The following is a 17,346-nucleotide window of genomic DNA, read 5'->3' as shown; positions in this document are numbered from 1 at the left end:
CATGAAGCGTCGCAAGCTCGATTTCAAGGCGCTCCCGGGCAAGGCCGCGCAGGAGGTGGACACCCGCCTGCCGGTCGCGACCCCGCTGCGCTCGATGCTGAACAAGGTGTTCCCGGACCACTGGTCGTTCCTGCTGGGCGAGATCGCGCTGTTCTCGTTCATCATCCTGCTGCTGACCGGCACGTTCCTCGCGCTGTTCTTCGAGCCCTCCATGCAGGAGGTGCACTACGACGGGTCGTACCTGCCGCTGCAGGGCGTGCAGATGTCCCGGGCGTACGAGACGGCGCTGGACCTGTCGTTCGACGTGCGCGGCGGCCTGATCATGCGGCAGATGCACCACTGGGCGGCGCTGCTGTTCATGGCCGCCATCGTGGTGCACATGTTCCGGATCTTCATGACCGGCGCGTTCCGCAAGCCGCGCGAGCTCAACTGGATCATCGGTCTGAGCATGTTCTGGCTGGGCTTCACCGAGGGCTTCGCCGGCTACTCGCTGCCCGACGACGCGCTGTCCGGCACCGGCCTGCGCATCGCCTCGGCGATCATGCTGTCCATCCCGGTGATCGGCTCCTGGGTGACCACGTCGCTGTTCGGCGGCGAGTTCCCCGGCGAGATCATTCTGTCCCGCCTGTACATCCTGCACGTGTTCCTGCTGCCGCTGATCCTGCTCGGCCTGGTCACCGTGCACCTGGCGCTGGTCTTCATCCAGAAGCACACCCAGTGGCCGGGCCCGGGCCGGACCGAGAAGAACGTGGTCGGCGAGCGCTTCGTGCCCCGCTACACCATCAAGCAGGCCGGCTTCTTCATGCTCGTCTTCGCGGTGATCGCGCTGATGGGCGGCCTCTTCCAGATCAACCCGATCTGGCTGTTCGGCCCGTATGAAGCCGCCGTCGTCTCGGCGGGCAGCCAGCCCGACTGGTACGTCATGTTCCTCGACGGCTCGACCCGCCTCATGCCCGCCTGGGACATCCGGGTGTTCGGGTACAACATCCCGCCGCTGTTCTGGCCGACGGTGGTGCTGCCCGGCATCCTGACGATCCTGCCCATGGCGTACCCGTGGATCGAGCGGCGCTGGAAGAAGGACTACGCCTCGCACAACCTGCTGCAGCGTCCGCGTGACGTGCCGGACCGCACCGGTCTGGCGGCCATGGCCTTCGCGTTCTACATGGTGCTGACGATCTCCGGTGGCAACGACATCGTCGCCGACAAGTTCCACATCAGCCTGAACGCGATGACCTGGGCAGGCCGGGTCGGCCTGCTGGTGCTGCCGCCGCTGGCGTACTACTTCGCGCGCCGCCTGTCGCTGGGCCTCCAGCAGCACGACCGCGAGGTGCTGGCGCACGGCGTCGAGACCGGCATCATCAAGCGCCTGCCCGACGGCCGCTTCGTCGAGGTGCACCAGCCGCTCGTCGAGCCGGACGCGCACGGCCACACCGACCTGCCGTACGTCGGCTGGACGGTGCCGAAGAAGATGAACCGCCTCGGCGCGCTCGGCCCGGCGGTCCGCGGCTTCTTCCGCCCGATCGAGCAGCCCGCGCCCCCGGCGCAGCAGCCCGAGCAGCGCGAGGAGATCACCACCGGCAAGCACTGACCGCGCGCCGGTCACCGACGGAGGGGCACCTGCCATGTGGCGGGTGCCCCTCCGTCGTACGCTTCCCGACAGGACGGGGGTGTGACCGTGCAGGACGCGCTGGCGGCGATGCAGACACTGGCCACGGCCGAGGGCCGGGCCGACCCCTACCCGCTGTACGAGCGGCTGCGGGCCGCCGGCCCGGTGCTGCCGCTCGGCGAGGGCTTCGCCGTGGTCACCGGATACGCCGAGGCCGACCAGGTGCTGCGCGGCGCCGGGTTCCGGGTCACCGACGAGGCCGCGCTCGACGGCTCCCTGCCCGGCTGGCGCTCCGTCGCCTCCTGGCGCTGGCTCAGCCGCACCATGCTGTGGCGCAACGCGCCCGACCACACCAGGCTGCGGCGGCTGGCCGGGTCCGCGTTCACCCCGCGCCGGGTGGCCGCGCTGCGCGCCGATGTGACGGCGCTCGCGGAGGGCCTCATCGCGCCGCTGGCCGCCGCAGGGGAGCCGGCCGACTTCATGGACGCGGTGGCGTACCCGCTGCCCGTCTCGGTGATCTGCGCGCTGCTCGGGGTGCCCGACGCCGACCGGGACTGGTTCCGGCCGCGCGCGCACGACCTGACCCTGGCGCTGGAGGTGTTCGCGGGCGACCCGGACGAGCTGGCCCGTGCCGACGCCGCCAGCGACGAGCTGGGGGAGTACTTCGTCGAGCTGCTCGCGCGACGGCAGCGCGAGCCCGGCGACGACATGATCAGCGACCTGCTGGCGGCGGGGGCGGCAGGGGAGGCCGGCGGCGCCGAGCTGGTCGCGCACCTGGTCCTGCTGCTCATCGCGGGCTTCGAGACCACCACCAACCTGCTCGGCAATGGCCTGGCCGTGCTGCTCGACCAGCCTGAGCACGCCGCGCGGCTGCGCGCCCGGCCGGAGCTGGTGGACGCGTACGTCGAGGAGATGCTGCGCTACGACCCGCCCGTGCAGGTGACCTCGCGGTACGCCGCGCAGGACGCGGAACTGGCCGGAGTCGCCGTGCCCGCCGGCACCGAACTGCTGGTCGTGCTCGCGGCGGCGGGGCGCGATCCGCGCCGGTTCGCCGAACCGCACCGCTTCCTGCCGGAGCGGGCGGGCGTGCCGTCGCTGTCGTTCGGCGCGGGGCCGCACTACTGCCTGGGCGCGCCGCTGGCGCGGCTGGAGGCGCAGCTCGCCTTCCCGCTGCTGCTGGACCGGCTCCCCGGCCTGCGTGCGGCCGGGCCTGCCACCCGCCGCGACCGCCTCGGCTTCCGCGGCTACACCCACCTCCCCGTCACCCCCTGACCCGACTCAGCCGGACGGGGTGTCGTGGTGGCCACTTTCGCGTGGTGGGGGCGGGGCGGGCGTGGCACAGTGGCGCCACACCCCCAGGCAGTGAGAGGCAGCCCCCATGATTCCCGCAGCTCTGACCCGTGAGACCCGGCCGCGTCAGCCCCGTCGCTCCGCCGTCGGGCACGGCGTCGCCCGTCACTCCGTGCTCAACCTCGGCTGGCTGGGCGGGTGCGGCTCGGCACAGCCGCTCCACCAGGGCGCGTGCTGCCGCCCGATGTCCCTGATGCCCCACTGACCTGCCACAACGCTTTCACCCAGGCCGGGCTCCGGCCCGGCTGGCGGCTGCCGGTCGGGTTGACCGCCGGTCGAGCCCGCCATGATTGGCGTTTCGTGTCCGAACCTGGGGTCTGGCCGCACTTTTGGACACGAGCTAGCGATCATGCCGTGCGGCACCGGCGGGAGCTGTGCGGTGGGGCTGGTGATGATCGGCGGTTCGTGTCGAAACCTCTGGTCTGGCCATAGGTTTCGACACGAGACCGCGATCATGGCCGCGCGAGCCATGGAGCCGCGCCGGGAGAGCCGCGCCGGGAGAGCCGCGCCGGGCAAACTGTCTGCAGGTCAGGGCAGCCGGGCGAGCCAGTGGGCGATGCGGGGGGCCAGGGCCGAGCCCGCCTTGACCCACTTGAAGTGGTCGAGGGGGACGCCGGCCTCGGCGCTGGTGAGGTGCTCGCGGGTCACCGCCGCCGTGGGGAGGGCCGCGACCAGGTGGTCGGTGGTCTCCGGCGGCGTGTACTGGTCGTCGTCGACGCTGATCGCGAGCACCGGCAGGTCGATCGCGGCCAGTCCGCCCTCGGCGGCCAGGTGCGCGGGGAAGCGGCCGTGGCGTGCCGTGTACGCCCAGTCGCGGATGACGCCGCGGGCCTGCCGCCCGCCGAAGCCCCAGCCCGGCCAGACCCGCAGCGCGGCGGACACCCCGTTGATGACCTGGGTCATGGCCAGCACGGCCAGCCGCTGCGCGCGCGGGTAGGTGCGCCAGTAGGGCAGCCCCACCGCGATCAGCACGATCCCGTCGACCCGGTGACCCCGGCCGCGCGCGGCCTCGCGGGCCAGGTGCAGCACCGTGGTCTGGCCGCCGAGGGAGTGCCCGAGCAGGACGGTACGCCGCCCGGCGCGCTGCTCGGCGAGTGCGTCCAGCACCGCGTCGACGTCGTCGGCCAGCTCGGGGTAGCCGTACCGGCTGCCCCGGCTGGGCCGGGGCGCGCTGGCGCCGGTGCCGCGCAGGTCGGCCACGGCGACGCTGATGCCCGCCTCGTTGAGGCTGTGCGCGAAGCGGGTGTAGTAGCCGGCGGGCACGCCCATCGCCGGGAAGACGACCGCCAGCGGAGCGTCGGGCGCCTGCGCGGGGTGGAGCAGGATGGCGAGCCGGTCGCTGCCGCGGTCCACGGTGAGCTGCATGGCAGCAGCCTAGACCGCGAGGTTACTCACAAGTAAGAACCTCGGAGTGTGACGCGGACCGCTGTGCGCGGGCCCGGCAGCGGGCTCAGAAGCCGATGGCGAACGCCTGCTCCAGGTCGTGGCGCGAGTACGAGCGGAACGCGATGTGCGTGTCCGTGCCGAGCACGCCCGGCACCTTGGAGATGCCGCCCGCGATGACCTCGGCGATGTGGTCGAACTCGCGCACCCGCACGATGGCGATCAGGTCCACGCCGCCCGCGACGGAGTACACCTCGCTGACACCCTCCAGGTTGGCCAGTTCCTCGGCGACCTCCGGGATCGCGTCGGTCGCGCAGTCGATGAGAACGATCGCTGTGATCACCGGAACTCCTCGCGTCGTGCGGGTCGATCAGGAACCTGTGCCGGCGGCACGCCGCCCAGCCGTGCCATAAGTTCATGATCGACGGTTGGGGAGGGGGCGCCGGGCCCTACCGCCATGCTAGGCGGCGGGGACGGTGAGGTCCCGGCCGACCCTGATCATGCGGTGCAGGTGCTCGTCAGGGGCGACGTACGCGCCGGGCCAGAGCACGCAGTCCTGGACGGTGCCGTCGACCCGCGCGCCGTCGCCGAGCACGCTGCCGGTGGCCTGGCCGGTGAGCACGACGCCCGCGCCGAAGAGGTTCTCGCCCCGGGCGGCGTGCAGGTTGGCGGCGAGGTAGTCGGCGGGGGTGCCGCAGTCGAGGTAGAGGCCGGTCAGCGGGATCACGTCGAGGCGGCCGGACTGCTCGGCCGGGCGCCAGGTGGTGCGGGCCAGCTCGCGCGGCTTGTCCGGCAGGACGGACACGGCGGCGGCGGGCAGCAGCGAGGCTCCGGCGAAGTTGTAGCCGTGGAACGGGTCGGGCTTGCCGGCCTTGACGCCGTGCATGCGCACCCGGTCGCCGTCCCAGCCCGCCAGCAGCGCGCCGAGGTCGGCGGGGCCGGTCACGCCGACGTACGCGTCGGCGTTGAGCACCAGCACGCCGCGCCCCGCGATCCAGTCCCGCAGGTTGCCCAGCGCGCCCGCGGTGCCCAGCGGCTCCTCCTCGACCGACAGGTGCGCCCGGTCCCCGACATGGTCGGCTATCTGCGCCCCGAGCCAGTGCGCGTTGACCGCGACCCGGTCCGGTCCGGTCAGCCCGACCTCGGCCAGCCGCGCCAGCGCCCGGTCCAGCAGCGGCACGTTGCCGATCGGCACCAGCGCCTTGGGCCGCAGCATGGTCAGCGGCCGCAGCCGGGTGCCGAGCCCGGCGGCCAGCACCACCGCGCAGAGATCGGCGGGCGCGGTCACCGGACCGTCCTGTTCCTGGCCGAACGTGCTCATCGGACCGTCCTGGTGCTCGTCGGGTGGCCATCGCGCCGCCCGGTGGCCCGAACGGTCGCCGGCGCTCCAGACATCATCCAAGCGGGCGGCCCCGCCGGGTTCAGCGGGTGGCGCCGGTCTGGTCGCGGTATGCCTCCGGCCCGATGCCGTAGTGGCCGAGCAGCCGCGCGGTGGCCGGGGTGAGCACGGGCAGGTCGTCCACCGCGTGCCAGCGGGCCTCCCACACCTCGGCGCCGTCCACGCTGGTCCGGGTGGTCGAGGCGGGCACCCGGGCGGTGAAGACCATGTCGACCCAGTGGCCCGTGTGGTGCACCATCGCGTTCGGCACGGCGGGCGTGACCTGGTCGGGGGTCAGCTGGATGCCGGTCTCCTCGGCCGCCTCCCGGCACGCCGCGTCGATCGGGGCCTCACGCCGCTCCAGCAGCCCGGCGGGCAGCGTCCAGCCCCGGCCGGGCGGCTGGCGCAGCAGCAGGATGCGCTCGGGGCCGGTCGCCTCGCTGTCGAAGATCAGCACCACCGAGCCCACCGAGTACCGCGCGGTCACGGTCTTGACCAGCCGGTGCCGCCAGCGCGGCGGGATCCGGTAGAAGACGCCGTAGCCGAAGGAGACGAGCTTCCTGCGCAGCGGTGAGCGTCGGTTCACCGTGCCAGGCTAGTCGACGAGCGCCTCGCCGGAGCGTCAGCGGCGTCGCGCCGCGGGGCGACCACGCTCACGGGCGTCGACCGGGCCGCCTCGCCCTGGTTGTCGACGCTGGCGATGAGCTGGTCGACGATGGTGTCGGCGGAGACCCGGTGCTCGGCTACCGCGATCAGCAGCGTGTCGAGATCCGGATACTCCAGCGCCACGGCGAGGCTCGCCAGCCGCTGCTCGTCGGCCAGCGCCCGGTCGCGGCGGCGCAGCGCCAGGCCGATCGCGGCCCGCCCCAGCTGCAGGCGGTCGCTGACCGTGCCCGCGGCGACCTCCGGCTCGGTGAACCGGCGGCTCAGCCGCAGCCGCGCGTTGGGCGCCTTCACGAACTCCAGCCACTCCCGGCGCGGGCCGGGGTGGTTACGCGCGCGGCTGACCAGGATGTCGACCACGTCGCCGTCGGTCAGCGCGGCGTTGAGCGGGGTGAGCACGCCGTTCACGGTGGCCGCGACGCAGCGGTCGCCGGTGCGGGTGCCCAGCTCGTACGCCACGTCCACCGGGCTCGCCCCGGCAGGCAGCAGCAGCTGGCGTCCCCAGGCGAACACCTGGATCTGCTGCTCGGCCAGGTCGCAGCGCAGCGTCTCGACGAACTGCACCGCGTCGGGGGCGGCCTGCTCCAGGTCCAGCGCGCGGCGCAGCCAGGCGTGCTCGCCGGGCTGGCGCTGTGGCGGCGGCGCCTCGCGCCGGTCGGTGCGCGTCTGGCCGAACAGGCCGAGCCCGGACCGGCGCGCCGGGCGGGCCGGGTAGCGGTACGGCGCGACGACGCCGTACTCGACCGCGCGGTGCATCTGCTCGGTGCGGATCAGCACCTCGACCATCTGGTCGTCGGGGCCCAGCACGGTGGTGTGCAGCGAGCGGTAGAGGTTGTTCTTCGGCGCGGCGATGAAGTCCTTGAACCGGCCCGGGATCGGCTTCCACTGCTGGTGCACCGCGCACAGCGCGCCGTAGCAGTCCGCCTCGTCGCCGTCCATCACCACCACGATGCGGGGCAGGTCCATCGGCACCGGGCTGCCCGCCTGCCGGGTGTCCTTCCAGATCGAGTAGTAGTGCCGGGGGCGCGGCTCGACGCGGCCGTCCAGCCGCTCCCGCCGCAGCGCGGCCGACCCGATGGTGACCAGGTTCTGTACGTAGTCGTTCCAGTCGGGGCGGTTGGACACCATGGAGTCGATGCGCCCGTACTCGTCCGGGTCGAGGAACAGCAGCACCTTGTCCTCGAGCTCGCGCTTGAGCGCCTGGATGCCGAGCCGGTCGCAGAGCGGCACCAGCACCTCGCGGGTCGCGCCGGCGATGCGGGCGCGGGATGCGGCCGAGCGGGCGTCCAGGGTCTGCATGTTGTGCAGCCGGTCGGCCAGCTTGATGACCAGCACCCGGATGTCCTGCCCGGCGGCGACGATCATCTTGCGGATGGTCTCCGCCTCGGCGCGGGCGCCGAAGTGGGCCTTGTCGAACTTGGTCACCCCGTCGACCAGCAGGGCGACGTCCGGGCCGAAGTCCGCGCGCAGCTGGGCCAGGGTGTAGCTGGTGTCCTCGACGGTGTCGTGCAGCAGCGCGGCGACCAGCGTGGTGCCGTCCATGCCCAGGTGGGCGAGGATCTCCGCGACGGCGAGCGGGTGGGTGATGTACGGATCACCGCTCTTGCGCATCTGGCCGCGGTGCATCCGCTCGGCGACCACGTACGCCCGGCGCAGCAGCGCCACGTCCGAGCCCGAGTGCACGGTGCGGTGTGCCTTGATCAGCGCCGCCACCGGGTCCGCGGGCGCCTGTGCCCGCTCGGCCGGCCAGCTGAGCATCGCCCGGATCCGGGTGCTGAGCAGGCTCTCGCCCGCCCGGCCCGTGGTTGCCGGAATCCCCGTCGCCACCGCAGCGGCATCCGCGTCCACTGAGGACACCCCCCTCACCGCCCGGAGGTGGAGCGTCGACCAGCACGTCCGCGGTCCCGGGGTGCCATGACCGCCCACTTCCGAGAGATCTCTGGATATCGCTCCATAGCCTAGTAACGAACGTGGCAGCCGTTCGGTCAAGACCTTTCATGCATTCGGTCAAGTAATGGCCGAACGGTTCACGGGAGGTGACCGGGAGTCAGCCGGGCTGCCGCTGCTGGGGCGTCCCCAGCAGGCGCCGCCACCGGGCCGGGCCGCGGGCCGGGGAGGCCCAGCCCGAGGTGGCCTCCACCAGGCGCGTCTCGGGGCGCTCCAGCCAGTCCAGGATGCGCTCGGTCTCCTCCGGGGTGGCGCACGGCGTCGGGCCGGGCGCGGCCAGCACCGTCTCCGCGGTCGGCCGGATCAGCTCCAGCGTCCGTCGCGGATGGACGCCGGGCGCGGCGGTCGCGGCGGCGGCGAGCCGGCCGTGCCGGACGATGGCGATCTCCCACGCGTTCTGCTCGGTGCGCCGGGCCGCGATCAGCTCCTCGATCGAGGTGAGCGAGGCCAGCCGCTGCATGCGGATCGCCGCCCGCAGGAACGCGGTCAGCCGGTCCCGGACCGCCGCCGCGTCCTCGTAGCGCTGCGCGTCCGACAGCCGGTGGATCCGGGCCAGCAGCGGGTCCACCACCGCGTCCGGGTCGCCGCCGAACGCGGCCCGCAGCGGAGCCGCGGCGCGCTCGTCGTAGTCCTCCGTGCTGATCGCCAGCGTGCAGGGCGCCGGGCACTTGCCCAGCTCGGCCAGCGCGCAGGCGGCCGTGGCCTTGCGTGCGGACAGCCGGGGCGTGCACTGCCGCAGCGGCAGCGCCTCGTGGATCGCGTCCACCGCCGCCTGCGCCGCCGCCCGCCCGGCGAACGGCCCGAGATAGGCGCCGCCGTCGGCGGCCAGCTGCCGCACCACGGACAGCCGGGGGTAGGGCTCGGCGGTGAGCTTCAGCCACTGCACCCGCTCCGGATGCTTGGAGCGCCGGTTGTACGGCGGCGCGTGCGCGGCGATCAGCCGCAGCTCGCGTACCTGCGCCTCCAGGCCGTGGGCGCACTCGACCGCGTCGACCCGCACGGCGGCGCCCAGCATCTCCTTGATCCGGGCCCGGCGCTCGGCGGCGGTGAAGTAGCTGCGCACCCGGGTGGCGATGTCGGTGGAGGTGCCGACGTAGAGCGGGCGGCCGTCGGCGGCGCGGAACAGGTACACCCCCGGCGCGTGCGGCAGGCCCTCGGCCAGGTGCTTCTTGGCCCGCTGCACCGGCGCGACCGCTTTGACGAACTCGATGGTGTCGCCGAGGGTGTGCACCCGGTGCCCGCCCAGCCGGGCGATCAGCGCGTGCAGCACCCCGACGGTGGCGCGGGCGTCGGCCATGGCCCGGTGCGACGGCTGGTCGGCGACGCGGAAGTACGCCGCCAGCGTGCCGAGCTTGTTGTTGGGCACCTCGTCGCGCAGCAGCACCCGCCGGGCGAGCTGCACCGTGTCCACGATGCGCGGGTTGGGCCAGCGGTAGCCGTGCGCGGCGCAGGCCGCCTTCAGGAAACCCGTGTCGTACGGCGCGTTGTGCGCCACCAGCACCGCGCCGGACAGGAACTCCAGCAGCGCGGGCAGCACCGCCTCGATCGGCGGGGCCTCCATGGTCATCGTGGTGGTGATGCCGGTCAGCACCGTGATGAACGGCGGGATGGGCACCCCGGGGTTGATCAGCGTGCCGAACGAGCCCAGCTCCTCGCCGCCGCGCACCTTGACCGCCCCGATCTCGGTGATGCCCGCGCCGTCCGGGGCGCCGCCGGTGGTCTCCAGGTCCAGCACCACGAAGGTGGTGTGCCGCAGGTCCAGCTGGAGCGGGTCGGCCAGCATGCCGTCGAGGGTGGGCTGCTCGAAACGGTCACGCGGCGCGGTGGGGCCGGGTCGCGGCAGGTGGTTCGGGGACGGCACAGACCGGACGGTAGCCGCACCGTACGACGTAACGCCGCCAGTCGATCGGTGTGGCGGGCGGTGCGAGCCCGTGACGTGGCACGTTCCCTCGGGCGGTCGGTGCGCGAAGTGAGCCGCGAACCTGAGCGACAAGATCGGCGGGACGGTGGAACACTAGGACCATGTCAGCCGCTGAACTTTCGTTCGACGCCTCGGCCGGGGATCCGGTGGAGGCGGCTGACTTCGTGCCCGAGCCCATCCTGTCCGAGCCGATCCGGCAGCGGGTCGTCTCCCTGGCCGCGGCGGTGCTCACCGCTCTGCCCAACGACGAGATCCCCGTCGCGCTGCGCAAGGTGGCCAAGTTCGCGCCGAACCGCCGGGCCCGGCTGGGCGGGGCGGCCATCGCCGCGCAACTGACCGCCGACCCGGTGTTCCGCCAGCGGATCGGCGCCAAGGTGCTGCCCGAAGCCGGCGAGCTGGGCACGGCGGTGCAGAGCGGGCTGGCCCCGGCCGCCGCCGATCCGACCGAGGTCGCCGCACTGGCCTACCTGGCCCGCCCCGCGGGCTGGCGTGACCTGCTCGACGCCGCCGGTCAGGCCGTCGCTGCCGAGGCGGAGAGCTCCGCCGTGGCCGAGCACATCCGCGACGCCGAGTCGCGCGCTGCCCGCGCCGAGCACGACCGGGCCGTGGCCCGGGTGGAGGCCGACAAGCTGCGCGACGAGCTGGCCCGGGTGCGCGACGAGCTGAACCAGGTGCGCGAGGAGGCCCGCGCCGCGGGCAAGGCGCTGCGCGATACGCAGGCCCAGCTCAAGCGGGCCAACGAGCTGCTCGCCATCGAGAAGGGCCGGGCCGCCAAGGGCCACGGCGACCACGAGGCCGAGCTGCGCCGCCTGCGCGCGAAGCTCGCCGACGCCGAGGCGGTCGCCGGGGACGCCCGCCAGGCCGCCCGCGAGACCCGCGCGGTCGACGAGGCGCGGCTGTGGCTGCTGCTGGAGACCATCGGCCAGGCCGCCGTCGGCCTGCGCCGGGAACTCGCCCTCGACCCCGCCACCGTGCTGCCCGCCGACACCGTCGCCGCCGCGTACGCCGACACACCCGGCACGCCCACCGCCGCCAACCGCGCCCAGAACGCCGACGACCCCGCGCGCCTGGCCCAGCTGCTCGCCCTGCCCAAGGCCCACCTCGTCGTCGACGGCTACAACGTCACCAAGCGCGGCTTCGCCGAGATGTCCCTGGAGCAGCAGCGCAACCGCCTGGTCACCGGCCTCGGCGGCGTCGCCGCCCAGACCGGCGCCGAGGTCACGGTGGTCTTCGACGGCGCCGAACGCGTCCACGGCCTCCCCGCCCCACCCCGCGGCGTCCGCGTCCTCTTCTCCCGCAAGGGCGAGACCGCCGACGAGGTGATCCGCCGCCTCGTCCGCGCCGAACCCCCAGGCCGCCCCATCGTCGTCGTCTCCTCCGACCGCGAGGTCGCCGACGGCGTCCGCCGCCACGGCGCCTACCCCATGAACTCCGAATCCCTGGTCCGCCGCCTGACCCGCACCTGACCCCGCGCCCTGCTCTCCTGCGGCGATCTTGCGTGGACTGTGGGTGCGACACGCACTATCCGGGCAAAAGGGCAACCGTTCGTGCAAGATCGACGGCGCGCAGGGTGTCGGCCGCGAGGGCTGCGCGGGCCGCGAGGGTCGGCGCAGCCGGACCGCGACGGCACGGCCGGGCGTGGGATCAGGTGCGGCGGGGGTTCTACGATCGGGCGATGACGGTGCGGGGCTGGGCTTGGGTGGCGTTGGTCGTCCTTTGTGCCGCGTTGGCGGTGGTCGTGGCAGTGCTGATTCCGTGGCACCGGCCGCCGGCGCCGCGGGCTGATCAGCTGGCCGCGCTGGCGGAGCTGCCGGGGGAGCGGGTGGCGAAGGCGCGGGAGCTGCGCGGTGAGCTGCGCTGGATCCGGTATCCGGCGATGTTCGTCGGGCTCGGGGTCGCGCTGGTGCTGGGGCTGACGCCGCTGGGGGCGTGGCTGGTCGGGCTGGTGCCGGGGCCGTGGATCGCGAAGGTGCTCGGGGGCGGGCTGCTGGTGCTCGCGGTCGCGGACCTGGTCACGCTGCCGTTCGCGGCGTGGCGGCACACGGTGCTGGTCCGCTACGGCCTGTCCACCCAGGGCTGGGGCGGGTGGGCGGTGGACCTGCTCAAGGGGTACGCCGTGGGCGCGGTGCTCGCCGCGATCGCCCTGCTCGGCTTCTTCGGGCTGACCCGGCTGCTGCCGAACTGGTGGTGGGCGGTGGGTGCGGCCGGCGCCGCAGCGCTGGTGGTGCTGCTCAGCTTCGTCTTCCCGGTGCTGGTCGAGCCGGTGTTCAACAAGTTCACGCCGATGGCCGACGGGCCGCTGCGCACCGAGCTGATGGAGCTGGCCGCGCGGGACGGGGTGCCGGTGCGCGACGTGCTGGTCGCCGACGCGTCGCGGCGCACCACCGCACTCAACGCGTACGTCAGCGGCATCGGCCCGACCCGGCGCATCGTCGTGTACGACACGCTGCTGCGCGAGGCCGCGCCGGCCGAGACGGTCGGGGTGGTGGCGCACGAGCTGGGCCACGCGAAGCGCAACGACGTGGTGATCGGCACCGTGATCGGCGCGCTGGGGGCGGCCGCGCTGGTGGTGGGGCTGTACCTGCTCGGCGGCTGGGGGTGGCTGCTGCGCCGGGCCGGGGTGGACTCGATCGCCGAGCCGAAGGCGATCGGGCTGCTGCTGGCCGTGGCCACCGTGGCGGGGTTGCTCGCCGGCCCGGCCCAGGCGTTCGTCTCCCGGCTCATCGAGGCGCGGGCCGATCAGCACGCGCTGGAGCTGACCGGGGATCCGGCCGGGTTCGAGGACATGCAGCAGCGGCTGTCGCTGGTGAACCTGTCCGACCCGGACCCGCCCGCCTGGGAGCAGGCGCTGTTCGGCAGCCACCCGACCACGGTCGAGCGGATGGCCGCCGCGCGGGCTTACGCCCGTACCCACGGCTGACCCGCGGACTCGCGCGCCGGGGACCGCGCCGCGACCGGTGACCCGGCCTACCGGTGGCCCGACGCGACGTTACCGTGATCTCAGCGCGACGCGACCGCGCTGAAAGGGCCGGTAGGCTGCGCGGATGCGGACGCTGCTGGTGACCAACGACTTCCCGCCCCGCCCGGGGGGCATCCAGCAGTTCCTGCACAACCTCGCCATCCGTCAGCCCGACGGCGAGCTCGTCGTCTACGCCTCGACCTGGCGCGATCCGAAGCCGTTCGACGCCGAGCAGCCCTACCCGGTGGTCCGCGACCGCACGGGGGTCCTGCTGCCGACGCCTCGCGTGGCCCGGCGGGTGGCTGAGCTGGCCCGCGCCGAGGGCTGCGACCGGGTCTGGTTCGGCGCCGCCGCGCCGCTCGGCCTGCTGGCGCAGGGGCTGCGCAAACGCGCCGGGGTCGAGCGCGCCGTGGGCATCACGCACGGTCACGAGGTCGGCTGGGCGGCGCTGCCCGGCGCCCGCAGCTTGCTGCGCCGCATCGCCGACGGCAACGACGTGCTCACCTACCTCGGCGAGTACCAGCGCGTCCGCCTGGCCAAGGCGCTGGGGGAGCGGACCCGGCTGCAGCGGCTCGCCCCGGGCGTCGACTCGGCCATGTACCACCCCGACGTGGACGGCGCGGAGGTCCGCGCCCGGCACGGGCTCACCGACCGCCCGGTGATCGTCTGCGTGTCCCGCCTGGTCCCGCGCAAGGGCCAGGACACGCTGGTACGCGCGCTCCCGCTGGTGCGCCGCGCGGTGCCCGACGCGGCGCTGCTGCTGGTGGGCGGCGGCCCGCACCGGCCGACCGTGCAGCGGCTGGCCCGCGAGCTGGACGTGGCCGACCACGTGGTGCTGACCGGCTCGGTGCCGTGGGCGGACCTGCCGAAGCACTACGCGGCCGGGGACGTGTTCGCGATGCCGTGCCGCACCCGCAACCGCGGCCTGGACGTGGAGGGCCTCGGCATCGTCTACCTGGAGGCGTCCGCGGTGGGCCTGCCGGTGATCGCCGGCGACTCCGGGGGCGCCCCCGACGCCGTCCGCGAGGGCGAGACCGGCTACGTGGTGCCCGGCCGCGACGTCGCCGCCCTCGCCGCCCGCCTGGTGGAACTCCTCACCGACGAGCCGCTGCGGCGCAAGATGGGCGCCGCCGGCCGCACCTGGGTCGAGCAGGAGTGGGGCTGGGACCTCCAGGCCCACCGCCTCCGCACCCTCCTCGCCGACTGACCCCCACCCCACCCCGCCCCGCGCCCGCTCGCGACGTGCGCGCAGTTTCGGGGAAAGTGCACGAGAGAGCGCCGTCTTACCTGCACTTTCCCCGAAACTGCGGCCCGGCCCCGGCCCCGGGGCGGGGATCACTCCTCGCGGGGCCATTCGTGGACGGGGAGGTTGGCGTGCATGTGGGTCATGTAGCGCAGGAGCATCTCGCGTAGGGCGTCGGGGCGTTCGAGGCCGCGGCGTTCCATGCGGTGGACCGTGTCGATCTGCCAGGTCGCGCCGTTGCGGCGGAGCAGGCAGCGCTGCTCGATGATGCCCAGCAGCCGGTCGCGCTCGCGGGAGTCCACGCCCCACGCCGCCAGGCCCTGGTGGGCCAGCGGGAGCAGGCGCCGCAGCACCAGCTCGTACGCGGTGAGGTAGCCCAGGTCCGGCCAGAACAGGTGGGCCTGGATGCCCTGCCGCGCGCCGGTGTAGAAGTTCTCGTCGGCGGCGGTGAACGGCATCCGGGACCAGACCGGCAGGCCGCCCTCGGCCAGCGTGCGCACCAGGCCGAACCAGAACGCCGCGTTGGCCATGATGTCCACGACGGTGGGCCCGGCGGGCAGCACCCGGTTCTCCACCCGCAGGTGCGGCATGCCGTCGGCGACGTCGTACACCGGCCGGTTCCAGCGGTAGATGGTGCCGTTGTGCAGGCGCAGCTCGGTCAGCTCGGGCACCTCGCCACCGGCGAGCTGGTCGGCGGGGTCGTCCTCGGTGCAGATCGGCAGCAGCGCCGGGAAGTAGCGCACGTTCTCCTCGAACAGGTCGAACACCGAGGTGATCCAGCGCTCGCCGAACCAGACGCGCGGGCGCACCCCCTGGGACTTGATCTCCTCGGGGCGGGTGTCGGTGGCCTGCTTGAACAGCGGGATGCGGGTCTCGTGCCACAGCTCGTGGCCGAACAGGAACGGCGAGTTGGCCGCGATGGCCAGCTGCACCCCCGCGATGGCCTGCGCGGCGTTCCAGTACGCCCCGAACTGGGCCGGGCTGACCTGCAGGTGCAGCTGGGCGCTGGTGCAGGCCGCCTCGGGCGCGATGGTGTCGGCGGTGACGTCGAGCGGGTCGGGCCCGTCGATCCGGATGTGCAGGTCCTCCCCGCGGGATGCGAACACCTGCTCGTTGAGCAGGGCGTAGCGCGGATTGGCCGACAGGGAGGACTCGGTCAGGTTCTCCGGGCGCAGGGTGGGCAGGATGCCGATCATCGCGGTGTGCGCGCCGACGGTCTGCGCCTTGCCCTCGGCCGCGTTCAGACTGGCCCGGACCTGCTCCTCGTACGCGGTCAGGCCGCCCCCGGCCAGCGCCCGCGGCGGGATGTTGATCTCGATGTTGAACTGGCCGAGTTCGGTGACGAACGCCGGGTCGGCGATGGCGGCGAGCACGTCGGCGTTGCGCATGGACGGTAGGCCCTGCTCGTCGACGAGGTTCAGCTCGATCTCCAGCCCGGTGAGCGGGCGCTCGAACTCGAACTGGGATTCGCCCAGCATCAGCGCGAACACGTCGAGGCACCGGCGCACCTTCTGCCGGTACGACGCGCGGTCCGCGCGGGTGAAGACGTGCTGCTGCACCTTCTCGCCCATGAAGGCTCACCGCCCTTCAGCGGGATCCTCCGCTAATGTCCCATAGATCCAGGGCGGCTGCCAGCCGGACCGGGAAAGCGCGAGGGGCGCCCGATCCGTGATCGGGCGCCCCTCACCGGGTCGTGCGGGCTCAGGCCAGGCGGGTCAGCTCGGCGGTGATCGCCTCGCGGAGCTGGTCGTACTCCTCGGCCTTGGGGGAGACCAGGGTGTCGTGCTCCTCGGCGAAGCGCACCTCGTTCGGGTAGCGCCAGACCGGCGCGTCCCGGAACTCGCGCGCCTCCCACGAGTAGCGCGGGTGGATGTGCGCGTGCAGGTGGTGCAGCGAGTTGCCGAGGATCTCGTAGTTGAGCCGGCGGAACGCGGGGTCGAAACCGTTGCAGGCGGCGAAGACCGCCTCACCGAGCAGGCCCATGTCGGCCAGGAAGTCCGCGCGCTGGGCGCGGGTCAGGTCGGTGAGGTGGTCGGCGCCGTCCACGTCGGACAGCAGCACGCAGTACCCAGGGAGGTGCTGCGTGTCGCCGAAGACGGCGTAACCGCTGTTGAGCTTGGCCATCACGAGGGGGTTGTCACCGCGCCGGGCCGCGCCCAGCCGGTCGGTCCGCCAGTCGACGAGCAGCTCGTCGCCGCCAGGCTGTGCGTGCCTACCCATCAGGACAGGTTCGGCGCGTCGGGGGCCTGGAGCAGACCGAGCCGCAGCGCGGTCATCAGGGCCTGGGCCCGGTTGGCGGCGCCCAGCTTCTCGTAGAGCTTCGAGATGTGCGTCTTGGCCGTCGACTCGCTGACGAACAGCTGCTTGGCGATGCCGGACACGCTCATGCCCTCGGCGAGCAGCTTGAGCACCTGGCCCTCGCGCGGGCTGAGCTGCGGGCCGCTCGGGGTGAGCCGGCGCTTCATCGCCTCGGCCAGGTCGGCCGCGGTGAACGCGCTGGGCGCGGAGGCGGCGTGGCGGGCCGCGGCGACGACCTCGTCCGCGGGGGCGGTCTTCGGCACGAAGGCGCTGGCACCGGCCTCCAGGGCGCCGAAGAGCTGGTCGTCGCCCGCGTACATGGTCAGCACCACGATGCCCATGGTGGAGCTGGACTTGCGCAGCGTGCGGGTGGCCTCCAGGCCGCTGCCGTCGGGCAGGCGGAGGTCCATGATGACCACGTCGGGGTGCAGGGCGCCGGCCTGGCGGACCGCCTCGGCCGCGGTGCTGGCCTCGCCGACCACCTCGAACTGGCGGTCCCGCTCGAAGGCGTGGCGCAGCCCCTTGCGGATGAGGTCGTGGTCGTCGACGAGAAGGACCTTGGTTCGCCCCGTCGGCACAGTACTGGTGGACATGCCCG

14 protein-coding genes are annotated in these 17,346 nt (G+C 73.6%); 5 read left to right on the top strand and 9 right to left on the bottom strand.

The window, feature by feature from the left end; translation table 11 throughout:
- Position 1 precedes the first annotated feature (1 nt).
- Together CS0771_RS36960 and CS0771_RS36955 are read left to right on the top strand one after the other, a co-directional pair.
- On the top strand, positions 2-1,588 hold the full coding sequence (locus CS0771_RS36960; protein ID WP_212845279.1) for a cytochrome bc complex cytochrome b subunit: 1,587 nt from the start codon (positions 2-4) through the stop codon (positions 1,586-1,588).
- Positions 1,589-1,696: 108 nt separating this feature from the next.
- Entirely contained in the window at positions 1,697-2,878 is a 1,182-nt protein-coding gene (locus CS0771_RS36955) for a cytochrome P450 (protein ID WP_212846269.1), read from the top strand.
- 606 nt (positions 2,879-3,484) lie between these two features.
- Here CS0771_RS36955 and CS0771_RS36950 read toward each other — a convergent pair.
- From CS0771_RS36950 to CS0771_RS36925, 6 genes are all read right to left on the bottom strand, one after another.
- Positions 3,485-4,321: an alpha/beta fold hydrolase gene (locus CS0771_RS36950; RefSeq protein WP_212845278.1), complete on the bottom strand. Its 837-nt coding sequence runs from the start codon at positions 4,319-4,321 to the stop codon at positions 3,485-3,487.
- An 85-nt stretch (positions 4,322-4,406) separates the two neighbouring features.
- A complete protein-coding gene (locus tag CS0771_RS36945; protein ID WP_203740821.1) occupies positions 4,407-4,682 on the bottom strand; it encodes an Lrp/AsnC family transcriptional regulator in 276 nt (91 codons plus the stop codon).
- A 117-nt stretch (positions 4,683-4,799) separates the two neighbouring features.
- Positions 4,800-5,660, bottom strand: coding sequence for a sugar phosphate nucleotidyltransferase (locus CS0771_RS36940; RefSeq protein WP_212845277.1), 861 nt, complete (start codon positions 5,658-5,660; stop codon positions 4,800-4,802).
- Between the two features lie 100 nt (positions 5,661-5,760).
- Positions 5,761-6,303 (bottom strand): NUDIX hydrolase, encoded by a 543-nt coding sequence (locus tag CS0771_RS36935; RefSeq protein ID WP_212845276.1) that lies wholly within the window; start codon positions 6,301-6,303, stop codon positions 5,761-5,763.
- Positions 6,300-8,228: a bifunctional (p)ppGpp synthetase/guanosine-3',5'-bis(diphosphate) 3'-pyrophosphohydrolase gene (locus tag CS0771_RS36930; RefSeq protein ID WP_244871252.1), complete on the bottom strand. Its 1,929-nt coding sequence runs from the start codon at positions 8,226-8,228 to the stop codon at positions 6,300-6,302. Before CS0771_RS36930 ends, CS0771_RS36935 begins: the two co-directional genes overlap by 4 nt.
- A 199-nt stretch (positions 8,229-8,427) precedes the next feature.
- A complete protein-coding gene (locus CS0771_RS36925) occupies positions 8,428-10,110 on the bottom strand; it encodes a DEDD exonuclease domain-containing protein (protein ID WP_212846268.1) in 1,683 nt (560 codons plus the stop codon).
- 239 nt (positions 10,111-10,349) lie between these two features.
- On the opposite strand from CS0771_RS36925, the gene CS0771_RS36920 reads away from it, so the two are divergent.
- The 3 genes from CS0771_RS36920 (at position 10,350) to CS0771_RS36910 (ending at position 14,414) form a co-directional block, all read left to right on the top strand.
- The gene (locus CS0771_RS36920; protein WP_212845274.1) at positions 10,350-11,714 is read left to right on the top strand and encodes an NYN domain-containing protein; all 1,365 of its coding nucleotides are present in this window, start codon (positions 10,350-10,352) and stop codon (positions 11,712-11,714) included.
- A 209-nt stretch (positions 11,715-11,923) separates the two neighbouring features.
- The gene (locus CS0771_RS36915; protein WP_212845273.1) at positions 11,924-13,168 is read left to right on the top strand and encodes a M48 family metallopeptidase; all 1,245 of its coding nucleotides are present in this window, start codon (positions 11,924-11,926) and stop codon (positions 13,166-13,168) included.
- 124 nt (positions 13,169-13,292) lie between these two features.
- A complete protein-coding gene (locus CS0771_RS36910) occupies positions 13,293-14,414 on the top strand; it encodes a glycosyltransferase family 4 protein (protein ID WP_212845272.1) in 1,122 nt (373 codons plus the stop codon).
- Between the two features lie 128 nt (positions 14,415-14,542).
- On the opposite strand, the gene CS0771_RS36905 is transcribed toward CS0771_RS36910, so the two are convergent.
- The 3 genes from CS0771_RS36905 to CS0771_RS36895 all read right to left on the bottom strand — a co-directional run bounded on the left by CS0771_RS36905 (position 14,543) and on the right by CS0771_RS36895 (position 17,341).
- Positions 14,543-16,021, bottom strand: a complete 1,479-nt coding sequence (locus CS0771_RS36905) for a glutamate--cysteine ligase (protein ID WP_212845271.1) — start codon at positions 16,019-16,021, stop codon at positions 14,543-14,545.
- A 130-nt stretch (positions 16,022-16,151) separates the two neighbouring features.
- The gene (locus tag CS0771_RS36900) at positions 16,152-16,670 is read right to left on the bottom strand and encodes an HIT family protein (RefSeq protein WP_212845270.1); all 519 of its coding nucleotides are present in this window, start codon (positions 16,668-16,670) and stop codon (positions 16,152-16,154) included.
- The gene (locus tag CS0771_RS36895) at positions 16,670-17,341 is read right to left on the bottom strand and encodes a response regulator transcription factor (RefSeq protein WP_120316171.1); all 672 of its coding nucleotides are present in this window, start codon (positions 17,339-17,341) and stop codon (positions 16,670-16,672) included. The genes CS0771_RS36900 and CS0771_RS36895 overlap by 1 nt, the downstream gene beginning before the upstream one ends.
- Positions 17,342-17,346: the final 5 nt, after the last annotated feature.

This window comes from Catellatospora sp. IY07-71, from assembly GCF_018326265.1.
Taxonomy (GTDB): Bacteria; Actinomycetota; Actinomycetes; order Mycobacteriales; family Micromonosporaceae; genus Catellatospora.
Note: the sequence above shows the minus strand (reverse complement) of the source record. Positions and strands in the feature narration are given on the sequence as shown.